This is a genomic window from Glycocaulis sp. (genome assembly GCF_051859565.1).
Classification (GTDB): Bacteria; Pseudomonadota; Alphaproteobacteria; order Caulobacterales; family Maricaulaceae; genus Glycocaulis.
This window is the reverse complement of sequence record NZ_JBHYFK010000004.1, coordinates 1-12,797: the sequence shown is the minus strand read 5'-3', so window position 1 is coordinate 12,797 and position 12,797 is coordinate 1. Positions and strand designations below refer to the sequence as shown.

The following is a 12,797-nucleotide window of genomic DNA, read 5'->3' as shown; positions in this document are numbered from 1 at the left end:
GCAGCAGATTACACGGCGAAGCGCAATATCGCCGCCATGTCGCCGCCACCGGGCAGATCGCTCCTGCGGACACCCAGAACCCGTGCGCCGCTGGCCAGCGCCCGTCCGGCAATCTCGTCGACAACGCCGTAGGTCTGCGTGCTTGCCTCTTTGGCAAAGCTCACTGCGCCGGTCTCGTCATCAACGGTGCCGGCAATGACGGAATCGATATCGACCAGCAGCGTGTGAATTGCACCAAACGTGGCCGCGCGGGCGGCATCCGACACATCTGCCGTCGCCCGGCCATCCCCGGCGCGCTTGTCATAGAGCGCTTTGATCTGCTTGATCTCCCGCGCATATTCGGCGTCCAGGACGCTGCGTGCCGACTGCGCAAGCTCGCCATCCGTGATGCGGTCGGGGCTGTCCTCAATGCCGTCGGGAAGCAGGTGGGGATAGCTGCACACAGAGCGGAATACAGACGCCAGCCGTCCGGTCGCGGCCAGGATCAGCGGCGTTTCACGCCCCGAAAGGAAGGGGCGCAGCGCGGCGTCTACCTTGCGGGCGTATTGCTGGAATCGGACATTCTGCCCCTCTGAGCCGTGAATGCGTCCGCTGGCCGAGCGGTCATTGAGCGTGGACTTGCCCGCAGAGCTCGCCGCGTCCTTCGGCAAATTATCGATTTTGATCGTTGCTGGCGGCAGGTCGGCATGCACCTCCACCAGACGCACCGCATTCTCCGACAACGCCAGGATATATGCCGAATGGGGGAAGGTGACCGCGCGCAGCAAGGGCTTGAGATGAAACCGGTCAGATACCTCCACCATGGAGGTCAGATGGCTTGCCAGCCGGAAGGTCTGCAGCTGGTCGGGCGTGGCCAGAATGGCAAGGCTGTTGGCCTGCAGGCGCCAGAACTCCTCATCGGCTTCCACCGCTTCGATCTGCTCCATCAGCGCCGCCAGACGCCGCTTGTCGAACCCGGCTGTCTCCAGCTGATCGCGTGCCTTCTTCGCCAGATTGCCGAGTTTGATGAGCGATGCGCCGCTGTCCTGCGTCAGCGGTGTGGTCTCAAGATAGATCGACACGCAGGCATCACTGCGAACGCCATTGAGCCTGGCGATGTCGGCGCGGGTAGGGAGATCGACGTGGAGCATTCAGTCTTTCCTTGCATTGGTTCGAGGGAGAATGGCCTTCACCCATGTGTATAGCGCATGACCGCGCCGCAAGCCCATGAAGTCGCGGTCGGGAGCTGCTTTTGGTTCGGTTCGGGCCCCAATCCACCCGCCCGCTGTAATTAAGGAAGGGCTCAAGGGAACATTGCGCGCCTGGCGCTGTTCTGGAGCACCCTTAACCCGGATCAAGGAGATCACAATGACCCACGCCTCCGAACGGCCGCACCACACGCCTGGCGCTGACACCCACACATTCTCCCGGCAGGGATATCTGTCCGCGCATGTTCATGATCTGAGCACCGATGATGTGGACGGTGCCAAAGTCTACGGCCGCGATGACGATTCGGTTGGCTCGATCAGCTCCCTGAAGCTCGGGCCGGACGGCAAGCTGACCCATGCCGTTATTGATGTCGGCGGTTTTCTGGGCATGGGCACGCACCCCGTTGCGGTCCCGTTCAGCAGCCTTGTCGTATTGCGCGAAAAGGATGGCTCGGATGTGCGGGTTTATCTGAACGCCACCGAAGACCAGCTCAAGGCGATGCCTAAATACGAAAACTAATGAACACGGGTTGATGAGGAGGCCGCGTACCTACGGGGGCGCGGCCTTCTTCTATTGTGCCGAGAAGTAGCCTGCGTTTTCAAAACGCAAAAATGGCGGAGGGGGTGGGATTCGAACCCACGGTACGGTTTCCCGCACGCCGGTTTTCAAGACCGGTGCCTTAAACCACTCGGCCACCCCTCCGGCGGCGCGCATCGTTTAGCCGCTTACCGCGCCGTGCCGCAAGCGCAATTGCCCGCTGCGGTCCTGCCGCCGCATCTGCCCCGCCGCCGGGCGGCAGGGCAGGGGCGGATGCCTAGTCCTCCCAGCCCCACGGCGCAGGGGGCGCATCCACCGCTTCTGACAGGTCGAACTCCACCCGGAAGGCGCGCTCGGTGCCGAGGCGCTGGACGAAATAGACAAAGCGCTCGCCGGGATGGACCTCCATCATCCACACATTCGGCCAGGAGCCGGGGATGACGCCAATGGTCTGGTCATCGGCCGGGAAGATGCGCCCGTGCGGCCCGCCTTCGCTGGGCGAAAAGCCGCCATACATGGTCACATCATCATCGCTGCCATCATCATGGCGATGATCGTGGCGCAGCTCGATACGGCCATCATCATGGCGCGTCAGCACCCAGGTGCGCGACAAATCATCACCCACTACGAACGGGATGCGGATACGGTTCTCCTCGCAGGCGCGCACATGCATGAACAGGGCCTGGGCCTCAAAGCTGGTATCGCCCTCAGGCGCGCGCACCAATTCGCCCTCAAAGGCCTGTCCGCACAGCGCGTTCAGCCGGTCCCAGAACCCATCCCCAGCTGCTGCCGGAGCGGCCAGCCCCAGGGTCATTCCAGCGCCCGCAAGCAAGGCAAACCGTCTCATGTCGCGTCCTTTCCAAGTTTAGCCGCCATCATGGGCGCATTCAGCCTCCGGACGCAAATGCGAGCTGGCCAGTTCTGCAACCGTTTATTCAGCAATGCCCGCCTAGGTTGGCTGAAGATCGACCGGAGTGTGGGGCGTTGCCGGAAAATAGTGCGGGAGAGCGCAGAAGGCTGGAAGTGTTGCGTGTCCTTGTTGTGGACGACAACACGCACATGGCCTCGATCCTGCGGACCGTCCTCAACAGTTTCGGCATACGCCATGTGGACGAGGTGCGTGGCGCCGTAGAGGCACTGGAGCTTATCCGGACGCGTCCGTATGACTTCGTGCTGCTGGACTACAACATGCCCATTCTCGACGGGATAGAGTTCACGCGCCTGGTGCGCACCGGGCGCGACCATAACCAGCAGATGATCCCTATCATCATGATTACCGGCTTTACCGAACGTTCGCGTGTCATCGCGGCGCGTGATGCGGGCGTGACCGAGGTTTGCGTCAAGCCGGTGACGGCGCGTGACCTTTGGAACCGGATCGCCGAAGTCATCAACGCGCCGCGTCCCTTCGTGCGCTCGAAGAGCTTCACCGGACCAGACCGCCGCCGCCACAAGGATCTCGAATTTTCTGGCCAAGAAAAGCGGCAGGCCAAGGAGCAGGCCGCGGGCACTGCGGCCTGATGCCATCCGGGGCAGATCCGGTCATCTGGCCGATTGCCGGGCTGCGCTGTCCCTGCTAGTGACAGTGCCTCCAGGCGGGCAGGGCGCAAGGATGGCCGATGATCTTGTCAACGCGCAATCTCTTCACAGGCGTAATGGCCGCTATTGCGGGTCTGATGGTGACAGCGTGTTCGCAGACCGCTGACACGCTCGGAGCGTCAGCCAACGTCTTGCCTGCGGCCAGCCCGGTCCACGTAGTGGCGGTTGCCGGCAGCCCTGCGCCTGACCCCTTTACCCAGCCGGCACGTCACAGCGAAACGGGGCTGGCGTCCTGGTATGGCGAACGCTTTCACGGGCGCCTGACGGCCAGCGGCGAGGTGTATGACATGCATGCGCTGACGGCGGCGCACCCAGAATTGCCCCTGCGCAGCCTTGCCCGCGTAACCCGCATTGATACCGGCCAGAGCGTGGTGGTCCGCATCAATGATCGCGGCCCCTTTGTCGAGGGACGGATCGTGGATCTCAGCCGGGCCGCCGCCCGGCTACTCGGCCTTATCGAAGATGGTCTGGCGGAGGTGAGGGTGGAAGCGTTCGGACCCGCCGATCCGCGCGACCGGGCCGCCGTTTCAGGCTTTCTGCCCCGGCGCAACACCGCCAGCGCGCGCGGCGCCGTCAACTGAACCGCCTCTTGAACCTGTGCGCCCGTCTGGACGGCAGGCCCGGCGCACGGTTTTATGGGTTGCCCCTATTTAGCTGCTGATGCTGGAGAGCCGCGATGGTCCGTCTCGCTACCGCACTTGCCGGTCTGTTTCTCGTTTTTGGCGGTGTTGCTGCCGCGCAGGAGCCTGTCTTCCAGACATCGGCCAGCCACGCCGTCATCATGGATTATGAGACCGGAGAAGTCCTGTTCTCGAAAGACGGCAGCGAACCCATGCCGCCCTCCTCAATGAGCAAGCTGATGACAGCGCTCATGGTGTTCGAGGCGCTCGAAGCCGGCACGCTCTCGCTCGACGACGAACTGCCTGTCAGCGTACGCGCCTGGCGCGAGGGCGGGGCGGCGTCGGGGGGCTCCACCATGTTTCTGGAGGTCAATAGCCGAGCACGCGTGGACGACCTGCTGCGCGGCATCATCGTCCAGTCGGGCAATGATGCCTGCATCGTGGTCGCCGAAGCGATTGGCGGCAGCGAGGAGGCCTTTGCCGACATGATGACGCGCCGTGCGCGCGAAATCGGTCTGGAAACGGCCAGCTTCCGCAACTCGACCGGCCTGCCGGCAGACGGCCACGTCATCTCGGCAGAAGACCTGGCCCGTCTGGCGGCCCACATAATCAGGAACCACCCACAATACTATGCTTTATATAGCGAAACGACCTTCACCTATAATGGTATAAGGCAGGCGAACCGCAATCCGCTGCTGGGCGTTTTTGAAGGGGCCGACGGCCTGAAAACAGGCCATACCAGCCAGGCTGGTTATGGCCTGACTGCGTCAGCACAGCGTAGCGGGGAGCGCCGCATCATCGTGTTCAACGGGGCCCAGTCCATGCGTGATCGCGCCAACGAGGCCGAACGCCTGATGCGGGCTGCTTTCTCTGACTTCGTGATGGTCGACCTTGCTGAGGCGGGCGCAGAGATCGGTGCGGCAGACGTTTATATGGGCACGGCGCGCAACGTCTCCTTGCGCACTACTGCGCCCATTCGCGCGGCGATGCACCGGCGTGAGCGCGACCGGATGCGCGCCGAGATCGTCTATGACGGCCCGCTGACCGCGCCAGTTTCTGAAGGCGATGAAGTGGCGCGCCTTGTCATCACCATGCCCGATGGCCGCACGCGCGAATACCCGCTGGAAGCCGCCAGCGAAGTGCGCCGGCAGGGCATGGTCTCCCGCGCGATGAGCGCCCTGGTCAATCTGGTTGCCGGCTGACGCGAGGCATGAAGCCGGGACGGTTCATCACGCTCGAAGGCGGGGAGGGGACGGGCAAATCCACGCTCGCCGCCGGGCTGGAAGCGGCCCTCGTCCTGCGCGGTATCAGTGTAGAACGCACCCGCGAGCCGGGTGGCACGCCGGGGGCCGAGGAAATCCGCAGGCTACTGGTTGAAGGCGCGTCTGACCGATGGCATGCCATGAGTGAGGCGCTGCTGCTTTACGCCGCGCGCTATGATCATGTGGAGCGCCGTATCAAACCCGCGCTGGCGGCCGGAAGATGGGTCATATCTGACCGTTTTTTCGACTCCACAACCGCCTATCAGGGCGCCGCGGGCGGCATTGACCGCGCCACGCTGGACCCGCTGCGCCGCCTGACGCTCGCCGATTTCGCGCCCGACCTGACGCTGGTGCTCGATCTCGATCCGGAGGCCGGTTTGCGCCGCGCCGGTTCACGAGGCGATAGCGAACAGCGCTTTGAAGGCAAGGGGCTGGCCTTCCACCAGCGGCTGCGGGAGGGCTTTCTGGACATCGCATCGACGGAACCGGAGCGGTGCGCCGTTATCGATGCGGGCCAGCCGCCGGCAGAGGTGCTCGCTGCGGCGCTGACCATCATCCAGCAGCGTCTGGGATGGCCGCAATGAGCGATGATGCCCTCCCGGAAGCTGACGCAGAGCCCGGCCTGCCGCATCCACGCCATGTCCACAGCCTTCTCGGGCATGAACACGCGGAGGAGGCCGCCGCCTCTGCCATCCGCTCTGGCCGGATGCATCATGCCTGGATGATCACCGGCCCCAAGGGCGTTGGGAAGGCAACACTGGCCTGGCGCATGGCGCGGCGGCTGCTGGGCGTGAAACCTGACCCATCCGCGCCTCTGGCTCATGCGCCGGGAGATCCGGTGAACCAGCGTATGGAGGCACTGTCCCATCCTGATCTGTTGCTGGTGCGCCGCCCGTATGATGAACAGCGCAAACGGCTGAAGGGCGAGATCACTATCGAGGAAGCCCGCCGGATTCCCGCCTTCTTCTCCCGCCGTGCGGCAGAGGGCGGCTGGCGCGTGGCCATCATCGACAGCGCGGATGAGATGAACCGCAATGCTGCCAACGGCTTGCTGAAAAGTCTTGAAGAGCCACCTGAGCGGGGAATCCTTCTTCTGGTGGTCACATCACCCGGCCGTCTGCCGACCACCGTACGCTCCCGCTGCCGCCGCCTGCATCTGCGCGCGGGACCAGAAGCACACTGCGCCGACTGGCTTGAAGACCGGCATTCTGTACCCGGCGAGGAAGCCGCCTTGCTGGCAAGACTTGCCAAAGGCGCGCCGGGCAGGGCGCTTGCCTTCCATGTCAGCGGCCTGGCTGGCATGCAGCGCGACCTGACAGCGGCCTTCAGTCCGTCAGGCCGGATCGACCAGAGCGGCGCCGAACGGCTCATCAGTAAAGCGACCGGCACGGACAGCCATCAGGCCCGCGCTGTCCTGTTCGACATGATGGCCGGGGAATCCGCACGGCGGGCAAGAGACGCGGCCAGCAAGGGCGATTCGGCGCAGGCCGGGCAGTGGGCTGATGCCTCGCGGCGCATTACCAGCCTCGCCCGGGAGGCTGAAACGCTCTATCTCGACCCGCGGCAAAGCCTGCTGGCCGCATTTTCATTGCTGGAAGATGCCGCCCGGCAGTCTGCCGCCTGACGTAGGACGGGACTTTCACCCATGCTCATCGATTCACACGCCAATCTGCACGGCGAGACCTACAGCGATGACCTGGACGCGGTGCTGGAGCGCGCGCGCGCGGCTGGGGTATCGCCCATCATCGCGATCTGCTGCCGTCTGGGCGAATTCGATCAGGTCAAGGCTATTGCCGAAGCGCAGCCGGATGTCTGGTGTACGCTGGGCGCGCACCCGCATCACGCCAAGGACCGGCCGGATATCAGCGCTGACGAGCTGATCTCCATGGCTGGTGGCCATCCAAAACTCGTGGCGTTTGGCGAGACGGGCCTCGACCTGCACTACAACTACAGCCCGCTCGACCAGCAGATGGCGAGTCTGCGCGCCCATATCGAGGCGGCACGGCGTACCGGGCTTCCCGTCATCCTGCATTGCCGTGAGGCCGATCAGCAGATGGCTGACCTGCTGGAGGAGGAAATGGGGAAGGGGGCTTTCAAGGCCCTGTTGCATTGCTACACGGGCGGCGAAGAGCTGGCGCGTCGCGCAAGCGCTCTGGGTCTGTGGTTCTCTGCTTCCGGCATCATCACATTCAAGAAGGCCGACGATGTCCGTGCGATCTTCCGCGATATCATCCCGGCCGACCGCGTTATCATCGAAACCGACTGCCCGTATCTGGCACCTGTGCCGCATCGCGGGCAGAGAAACGAGCCGAGCTTTCTCCCGCATGTCGCTGAGAAACTGGCAGAAATCCGGGGCTGGACGGTGGAAGAAACCGCGCAGCGCACGACCGCGAATTGCCTCGCCCTGTTTGACCGTATCAAGGTCTCGCCATGAGCGGTCTCCTGCGCATCACATTGCTGGGCTGCGGCTCATCGGGCGGTGTGCCGCGTGTTGATGGCGACTGGGGCGATTGCGATCCGGCGGAGCCGAAGAATCACCGCACACGCTGCTCCTTGCTGGTCGAACGCGCGGCAAGTCTGTCTGCGTTGGCCGACAGCACGCAGATTACCCGGCTTGTCATTGATACATCGCCAGATTTCCGGTTTCAGATGCTGCGCGAGCGCGTGTCTGATCTTGATGGCGTGGCCTTCACCCACGACCATGCTGACCAGTCCCATGGTATTGATGATTTGCGCGCCATCGTCTATCGGCGCCGCGCGAGGCTCTTGGCCTATATGGCTGATTTTACATATGAAGCGCTGTTTGCACGCTTTGGCTATATCTTCGAGACGCCAGCGGGTTCCGGCTATCCACCCCTGTTGGAGCCCGTGGTTCTGCCGCGAGATGGCGCATTCTCGGTAGACGGGGCAGGCGGGCGCATAGAAGGGCGCTTGTTTACCGTCGATCACGGGTCTGTGCCATGCAGCGGTGTGCGCATCGGTCCTGTCGCATACACGCCAGATGTAAAGGAAATGCCAGACAATGCCTTTGATGCAATTTCCGGCATAAGTCTCTGGATAGCTGACGCTTTGCGCGAGAAGCCCCATCCGTCACACTCGCATCTGGGCCAGACGCTCGGCTGGGTGAAGCGCGTGGGCGTTTGCAATACCGTGCTCACCAACATGCATATCGACATGGATTACCGTACCGTGCTCTCACGGTGCCCCGATGGTGTCCGTCCGGGCTATGACGGGCTGAAACTCGTGTTGAACGAGATTACGGGCGAGATTCTTGCCGCAGACTCCGTCTAGCCGCAAACGCTAGGTCACACCATATAATATTTCTCATAATATTTATTATGCGACAAATATGCATGCGGGAATCACGCGCTTGCAAGGCCGCCAGTCTCCGGCCGCCCCTAGTCCCCGAACCCCGGATCGCGGGTTCTATCCGAAACCGGCAACCGGCCAAACGCGGAATGCGCGCCGCTCACATAATGAGAATGCTGGCTGAATGTCTGGCCCGGTAACGCCATCGGGGCGAGGTTTGCTGTGGGGACCCGAATGGCCGGCTCCTCCTCCGCCATGACAAAGGCCCGATCAATCCGGGCAACGGTATCGGCGTCGGCGTGCGCCGTGAAACTCTCAAACGCACCATCACGGGTGCCATCGCACCCCATCGCCTCTCGTAGCTGGCCCGAAGCCACTGCGCACGCCACGCTGCGCGCGGCGGCCCCCTGGCGCGACGCATCCGGCGCAAACCCCGCCTGCCCCCCATCAGCCGTGAGAATGTCCGCCGCCTCCGCCACATCCCCCGCCCCCGCTGGGGCAGCCGGAACCGGGGCCGGTCGCGCCTGGACAGAGTCCGCCTCGACCTCGGGCACCGGCTCAGGCATGGCTTCCGGGGTCGGGAAGAACACGGATTCCGGCTCCACAGGCGGCGAAACCAGACTCAACAAGACAATCTGCGGAGCAGGCATCGTCTCCAGCGTGGAGCTGTGCCACACACCAGCAAGCCCGGCCACCAGAACCACGTGCAGGGCCAAGGCAGCCAGCACAGCCGCCATTTTCGTGCGCGCCCACCATCGCGGCCGGGCAGGCCGTCGGGACGACGGATGGTGAGCGAGCGATGCCATTGTGTTCGCACTCTAGCTAAAGTTTCAACCTTGCCTAGACTGGCGCCGTCGGGTGAGAGCGTACCGAGCTGCCCTCTCCCACGGCTCACCGCACGAAAAGGCGTATCCGCAATGAGATGGCTTGAAACCCGAATTCCGCCCCCTCTCGTCGTACTGGTCAGCGGCGCGCTGGGCTGGGGTCTCATGGCCCTGACGCCGGGCCTGAGCATGGGCTTTCCCGGTCAGGCCGCGTTTGGCTTGCTGGTAGCTGCACTGGGCGTGGCAATAGCCGCCGCCGGCATTCTAGCCTTTCAGAAAGCGCGCACAACAGTCAGCCCGATCGATCCCCGCGCGGCCAGCACTCTCGTCGTGACGGGCATCTACAATTATACCCGCAATCCGATGTATCTGGGCATGGCCGCCATGCTGCTCGGCTGGACGATCATTCTGGGTCATCCAAGCGGGCTGGTGGGCATTGCTTTCTTCGTTGCTTATATCAACCACTTCCAGATACGGCCCGAGGAGCGTGCCCTGCAGGCCCTTTTCGGTGATGGGTTCACTGCCTATTGCGCCCGTGTGCGCCGCTGGATCTGAACTTGTCCCGCCTTTCGCGTTGACCTTCCCATGATGGTAAGGTCGAGGGTGCGCGCCAATCCCCCTTCACGGAAAGGACACTGTGATGACTGGAAAAACGGCCGTTCTCTACCGCATGGATATGCCGGACCATACCTGCCCCTACGGGCTAAAAAGCCGCCACCTCCTGCGCAGCAAGGGCTTCACGGTAGAGGACCATTTGCTCACCAGCCGCGAGGAAACCGACGCCTTCAAGGCGGAGCACGGCGTGAAGACCACCCCGCAGACCTTCATCGATGGAAAACGCATTGGCGGGTACGAGGCGCTGCGCGAGCATTTCGGCCTCTCCACTGGCAAAGGCACCAGCTACACCCCCGTCATCGCGCTGTTCTCGGTCGCAGCCCTGCTGGCGCTGGCGGTAGCGTGGCAGTTGGGTGGCCCCCTCCTCCATCTCAACACGGTGGAGTACTTCATCGCCATCGCCATGGTATTGCTGGGCCTGCAGAAGCTGACCAATATCGAGTCCTTCTCGACGATGTTCCTCAACTACGACCTGCTGGCGAAGCGGTGGGTGCCCTATGGGCGCATCTATCCATTTGCCGAGGCTGGCGCGGGCGCTCTCATGCTGGCCGGCTCGCTGATCTGGCTTGCCTCGCCGGTTGCGCTCTTCATCGGTACCATTGGGGCCGTTTCGGTCTTCAAGGCGGTTTATATCGACCGGCGCGAGCTCAAATGCGCCTGCATGGGCGGCGATAGCCGAGTGCCACTGGGCTTCATCTCGCTGACCGAAAACCTGATCATGATCGCCATGGCGATCTGGATGCCGCTGCGCATGTATGGCGTGATGTAGATGAATATCGGCGAAGCGGCGAAAGCCTCGGGCATTTCGCGCAAGATGATCCGCTATTATGAGGAGATCGCCCTCCTCCAGCCGGGGCGCACGGCCAATGGCTATCGCGTCTACGCACGGCAGGACATCCACACGCTGCGCTTTATCGGGGCGGCCCGGAGGCTGGGTTTTCCTATACCCGATGTGAAGGCTCTGCTCTTCCTGTGGCAGGACAGCTCACGCTCTAGCGCGGATGTCAAACGCCTGACAGACGGGCATACTAGGCAATTGCGCGCCCACGTGGCGGAGATGAACGCGATGATCGGGGCGCTGGAAACGCTCGCCGGAGCGTGTGATGGCGACGACCGGCCAGACTGCCCGATCATCAACGCCATTGCAGCGCATGATCCCGGTTCACAGCGCAGGTGAAACGGCCCAGCATGGCCGGCGAGTCGTTGCCCTCATTCTCTTGCGAGGCAGCCCTGACAGCACGGTGAAGTAAATGCCCGACACGCCCCAGAATGCCGCCCCCGGCCAGCACCACGACACCGAACCAGCAATGGAACGCCTTCTTACCATCATGGCGCGCCTGCGCGACCCGCAAACGGGCTGTCCGTGGGATGTGGAGCAGGATTTTGCCTCCATCGCGCCGTACACGATTGAAGAGGCGTATGAAGTTGCCGACGCCATCGCGCGCGGCGACATGGCGGATCTGAAGTCCGAGCTGGGCGATTTGCTGTTTCAGGTGGTCTTTCACAGCCAGATGGCATCCGAGGCCGGGCACTTCGCGTTTGACGATGTCGCTGAAGCCATCGCGGAAAAGATGGAGCGCCGCCACCCGCACGTATTCGGCGATGGCGATACGCGCGACGCGCAAGGCCAGACAATCGCCTGGGAGGCGCAAAAGGCCGAAGAGCGCGCGGCGCGAAGTCCGGACAGCTCCGCCCTCGCAGACATCCCGCTTGCCCTACCCGCGCTGCTGCGGGCGCTGAAGCTCACCAAACGCGCGGCACGTGTGGGGTTTGACTGGCCGGATGCGGAACGCGTGCTCGACAAGTTCGAGGAGGAAGCGCGTGAGCTGCGCGAGGCCATCGCAGCCAGAGACACCGCGAACATCAAGGAAGAAGTTGGCGATTTATTGTTTGTCTGCGCCAATCTGGCGCGGAAACTTGATGTTGACCCGGAAGAGGCTTTGCGCGCGGCTAACGCGAAGTTTGAACGCCGCTTCCGCGCGGTAGAGACCCGTATGGACGCAGGTGGAAATCCGGTTGCGTCAGCCAGCCTTGACGAGATGGAAGCCGAATGGGGCCGGGTGAAGGAGGACGAACGCTGCGCGCGCTAGCTGTTACGCCTCCGCCTGATCGTTCAGCAGGGCTGCGAACTTCGCCCGGAACCGGCCTGCGTCAGGTCCGGCGAGCCGCGCTTCGATCCGGATCTGCCCGGTCTTGGCGTCACGCCGGTCACTGACGACCTCGCCATGCTCATGAAGCCAGGCAGCGATTTCGGCCTGTCCGGGCTCAAGGTCGAGCGAGATACGCTCATCATCACGGCCCAACGCGGCGTCCACCGCCTCCAGAAGCGCAGACACCCCCTCGCCCGTCACGGCCGACACCGGGTGTACGGATGCGCGGGACTTGCTGGCCGCCATGCGCGCCGCCCAGACGGCGTCATCGCGCGCCTCGGCGTCCAGCCGGTCAATCTTGTTCCAGGCCTCGATCAGGGGCTGACCATGGGCCGGGCCGCAATCGAGCGCGGTCAGCACGCTTTCAACGTCCGCCTTGCGCCCCTCATGGTCGGGGTCCGACAGATCGCGCACATGGACGAGGATGTCGGCCTCCCTCACCTCTTCCAGAGTCGCACGGAAGGCCGCGATCAGCTCGGTCGGCAGATCGGTGATGAAGCCCACCGTATCCGACACGAGCACGCGCCGGCCCGATGGCAGGCGCACGCCGCGTACGGTCGGGTCCAGCGTGGCAAAGGGCATGTCCTTGGCCAGCACGCCGGCCGCGGTCAGCCGGTTGAACAGGGTGGATTTGCCCGCGTTCGTGTAGCCGACCAGAGCGATTGAGGGCCATGGCGCGGCCTGACGGCGGGTGCG

General features: G+C 63.6%; 16 protein-coding genes and 1 tRNA gene. 12 read left to right on the top strand and 5 right to left on the bottom strand.

Going from position 1 to position 12,797, the window contains the following annotated elements; genetic code table 11:
- Positions 1-8: 8 nt before the first annotated feature.
- Positions 9-1,130 carry a baeRF11 domain-containing protein gene (locus tag ACTIGC_RS06685; RefSeq protein ID WP_439633673.1) on the bottom strand — a complete coding sequence of 374 codons (1,122 nt, stop codon included), beginning with the start codon at positions 1,128-1,130 and terminating at the stop codon, positions 9-11.
- A 217-nt stretch (positions 1,131-1,347) separates the two neighbouring features.
- On the opposite strand from ACTIGC_RS06685, the gene ACTIGC_RS06680 reads away from it, so the two are divergent.
- Complete coding sequence (locus ACTIGC_RS06680; protein ID WP_439633672.1) at positions 1,348-1,707, top strand: PRC-barrel domain-containing protein; 360 nt, start codon at positions 1,348-1,350, stop codon at positions 1,705-1,707.
- A 93-nt stretch (positions 1,708-1,800) separates the two neighbouring features.
- Here the strand turns inward: ACTIGC_RS06680 and ACTIGC_RS06675 are convergent.
- Both ACTIGC_RS06675 and ACTIGC_RS06670 read right to left on the bottom strand, forming a co-directional pair.
- Positions 1,801-1,890, bottom strand: a tRNA-Ser gene (locus ACTIGC_RS06675).
- 112 nt (positions 1,891-2,002) lie between these two features.
- Positions 2,003-2,572, bottom strand: coding sequence for a hypothetical protein (locus tag ACTIGC_RS06670; protein ID WP_439633671.1), 570 nt, complete (start codon positions 2,570-2,572; stop codon positions 2,003-2,005).
- A gap of 176 nt (positions 2,573-2,748) precedes the next feature.
- On the opposite strand from ACTIGC_RS06670, the gene ACTIGC_RS06665 reads away from it, so the two are divergent.
- The 7 genes from ACTIGC_RS06665 (at position 2,749) to ACTIGC_RS06635 (ending at position 8,494) form a co-directional block, all read left to right on the top strand.
- Entirely contained in the window at positions 2,749-3,243 is a 495-nt protein-coding gene (locus tag ACTIGC_RS06665) for a response regulator (RefSeq protein ID WP_439633937.1), read from the top strand.
- A gap of 98 nt (positions 3,244-3,341) precedes the next feature.
- The gene (locus ACTIGC_RS06660) at positions 3,342-3,902 is read left to right on the top strand and encodes a septal ring lytic transglycosylase RlpA family protein (protein ID WP_439633670.1); all 561 of its coding nucleotides are present in this window, start codon (positions 3,342-3,344) and stop codon (positions 3,900-3,902) included.
- 95 nt (positions 3,903-3,997) lie between these two features.
- Positions 3,998-5,143, top strand: a complete 1,146-nt coding sequence (locus ACTIGC_RS06655; protein WP_439633669.1) for a D-alanyl-D-alanine carboxypeptidase family protein — start codon at positions 3,998-4,000, stop codon at positions 5,141-5,143.
- A gap of 8 nt (positions 5,144-5,151) precedes the next feature.
- A complete protein-coding gene (gene tmk / locus ACTIGC_RS06650; RefSeq protein ID WP_439633668.1) occupies positions 5,152-5,787 on the top strand; it encodes a dTMP kinase in 636 nt (211 codons plus the stop codon).
- A complete protein-coding gene (locus ACTIGC_RS06645; RefSeq protein ID WP_439633667.1) occupies positions 5,784-6,827 on the top strand; it encodes a DNA polymerase III subunit delta' in 1,044 nt (347 codons plus the stop codon). The genes tmk and ACTIGC_RS06645 overlap by 4 nt, the downstream gene beginning before the upstream one ends.
- Positions 6,828-6,848: 21 nt before the next feature.
- Positions 6,849-7,637: a TatD family hydrolase gene (locus ACTIGC_RS06640; protein ID WP_439633666.1), complete on the top strand. Its 789-nt coding sequence runs from the start codon at positions 6,849-6,851 to the stop codon at positions 7,635-7,637.
- Positions 7,634-8,494, top strand: a complete 861-nt coding sequence (locus ACTIGC_RS06635) for an MBL fold metallo-hydrolase (protein ID WP_439633665.1) — start codon at positions 7,634-7,636, stop codon at positions 8,492-8,494. Before ACTIGC_RS06640 ends, ACTIGC_RS06635 begins: the two co-directional genes overlap by 4 nt.
- A gap of 107 nt (positions 8,495-8,601) precedes the next feature.
- On the opposite strand, the gene ACTIGC_RS06630 is transcribed toward ACTIGC_RS06635, so the two are convergent.
- Positions 8,602-9,249: a hypothetical protein gene (locus ACTIGC_RS06630; protein WP_439633664.1), complete on the bottom strand. Its 648-nt coding sequence runs from the start codon at positions 9,247-9,249 to the stop codon at positions 8,602-8,604.
- 180 nt (positions 9,250-9,429) lie between these two features.
- Here ACTIGC_RS06630 and ACTIGC_RS06625 point away from each other — a divergent pair, with 180 nt between their 5' ends.
- From ACTIGC_RS06625 to mazG, 4 genes are all read left to right on the top strand, one after another.
- Complete coding sequence (locus ACTIGC_RS06625; RefSeq protein WP_439633663.1) at positions 9,430-9,891, top strand: methyltransferase family protein; 462 nt, start codon at positions 9,430-9,432, stop codon at positions 9,889-9,891.
- A gap of 85 nt (positions 9,892-9,976) precedes the next feature.
- Positions 9,977-10,720 carry a MauE/DoxX family redox-associated membrane protein gene (locus tag ACTIGC_RS06620; RefSeq protein WP_439633662.1) on the top strand — a complete coding sequence of 248 codons (744 nt, stop codon included), beginning with the start codon at positions 9,977-9,979 and terminating at the stop codon, positions 10,718-10,720.
- Entirely contained in the window at positions 10,721-11,128 is a 408-nt protein-coding gene (locus ACTIGC_RS06615) for a MerR family transcriptional regulator (RefSeq protein ID WP_439633661.1), read from the top strand.
- A gap of 73 nt (positions 11,129-11,201) precedes the next feature.
- Positions 11,202-12,041 carry a nucleoside triphosphate pyrophosphohydrolase gene (gene mazG, locus ACTIGC_RS06610; RefSeq protein ID WP_439633660.1) on the top strand — a complete coding sequence of 280 codons (840 nt, stop codon included), beginning with the start codon at positions 11,202-11,204 and terminating at the stop codon, positions 12,039-12,041.
- A 3-nt stretch (positions 12,042-12,044) separates the two neighbouring features.
- Here mazG and ACTIGC_RS06605 read toward each other — a convergent pair.
- On the bottom strand, positions 12,045-12,797 hold a 753-nt coding region (locus tag ACTIGC_RS06605), incomplete at its 5' end, for an HflX GTPase family protein (protein ID WP_439633659.1).

Excerpts from the sequence above, each read along its gene's own strand:
- ACTIGC_RS06685 (WP_439633673.1), bottom strand. The coding sequence starts at position 1,130 with ATGCTCCACGTCGATCTCCCTACCCGCGCCGACATCGCCAGGCTCAAT.
- ACTIGC_RS06680 (WP_439633672.1), top strand. The coding sequence starts at position 1,348 with ATGACCCACGCCTCCGAACGGCCGCACCACACGCCTGGCGCTGACACC.
- ACTIGC_RS06670 (WP_439633671.1), bottom strand. The coding sequence starts at position 2,572 with ATGAGACGGTTTGCCTTGCTTGCGGGCGCTGGAATGACCCTGGGGCTG.
- ACTIGC_RS06660 (WP_439633670.1), top strand. The coding sequence starts at position 3,342 with ATGATCTTGTCAACGCGCAATCTCTTCACAGGCGTAATGGCCGCTATT.
- ACTIGC_RS06655 (WP_439633669.1), top strand. The coding sequence starts at position 3,998 with ATGGTCCGTCTCGCTACCGCACTTGCCGGTCTGTTTCTCGTTTTTGGC.
- tmk (WP_439633668.1), top strand. The coding sequence starts at position 5,152 with ATGAAGCCGGGACGGTTCATCACGCTCGAAGGCGGGGAGGGGACGGGC.
- ACTIGC_RS06645 (WP_439633667.1), top strand. The coding sequence starts at position 5,784 with ATGAGCGATGATGCCCTCCCGGAAGCTGACGCAGAGCCCGGCCTGCCG.
- ACTIGC_RS06640 (WP_439633666.1), top strand. The coding sequence starts at position 6,849 with ATGCTCATCGATTCACACGCCAATCTGCACGGCGAGACCTACAGCGAT.
- ACTIGC_RS06635 (WP_439633665.1), top strand. The coding sequence starts at position 7,634 with ATGAGCGGTCTCCTGCGCATCACATTGCTGGGCTGCGGCTCATCGGGC.
- ACTIGC_RS06630 (WP_439633664.1), bottom strand. The coding sequence starts at position 9,249 with ATGGCGGCTGTGCTGGCTGCCTTGGCCCTGCACGTGGTTCTGGTGGCC.
- ACTIGC_RS06625 (WP_439633663.1), top strand. The coding sequence starts at position 9,430 with ATGAGATGGCTTGAAACCCGAATTCCGCCCCCTCTCGTCGTACTGGTC.
- ACTIGC_RS06620 (WP_439633662.1), top strand. The coding sequence starts at position 9,977 with ATGACTGGAAAAACGGCCGTTCTCTACCGCATGGATATGCCGGACCAT.
- ACTIGC_RS06615 (WP_439633661.1), top strand. The coding sequence starts at position 10,721 with ATGAATATCGGCGAAGCGGCGAAAGCCTCGGGCATTTCGCGCAAGATG.
- mazG (WP_439633660.1), top strand. The coding sequence starts at position 11,202 with ATGCCCGACACGCCCCAGAATGCCGCCCCCGGCCAGCACCACGACACC.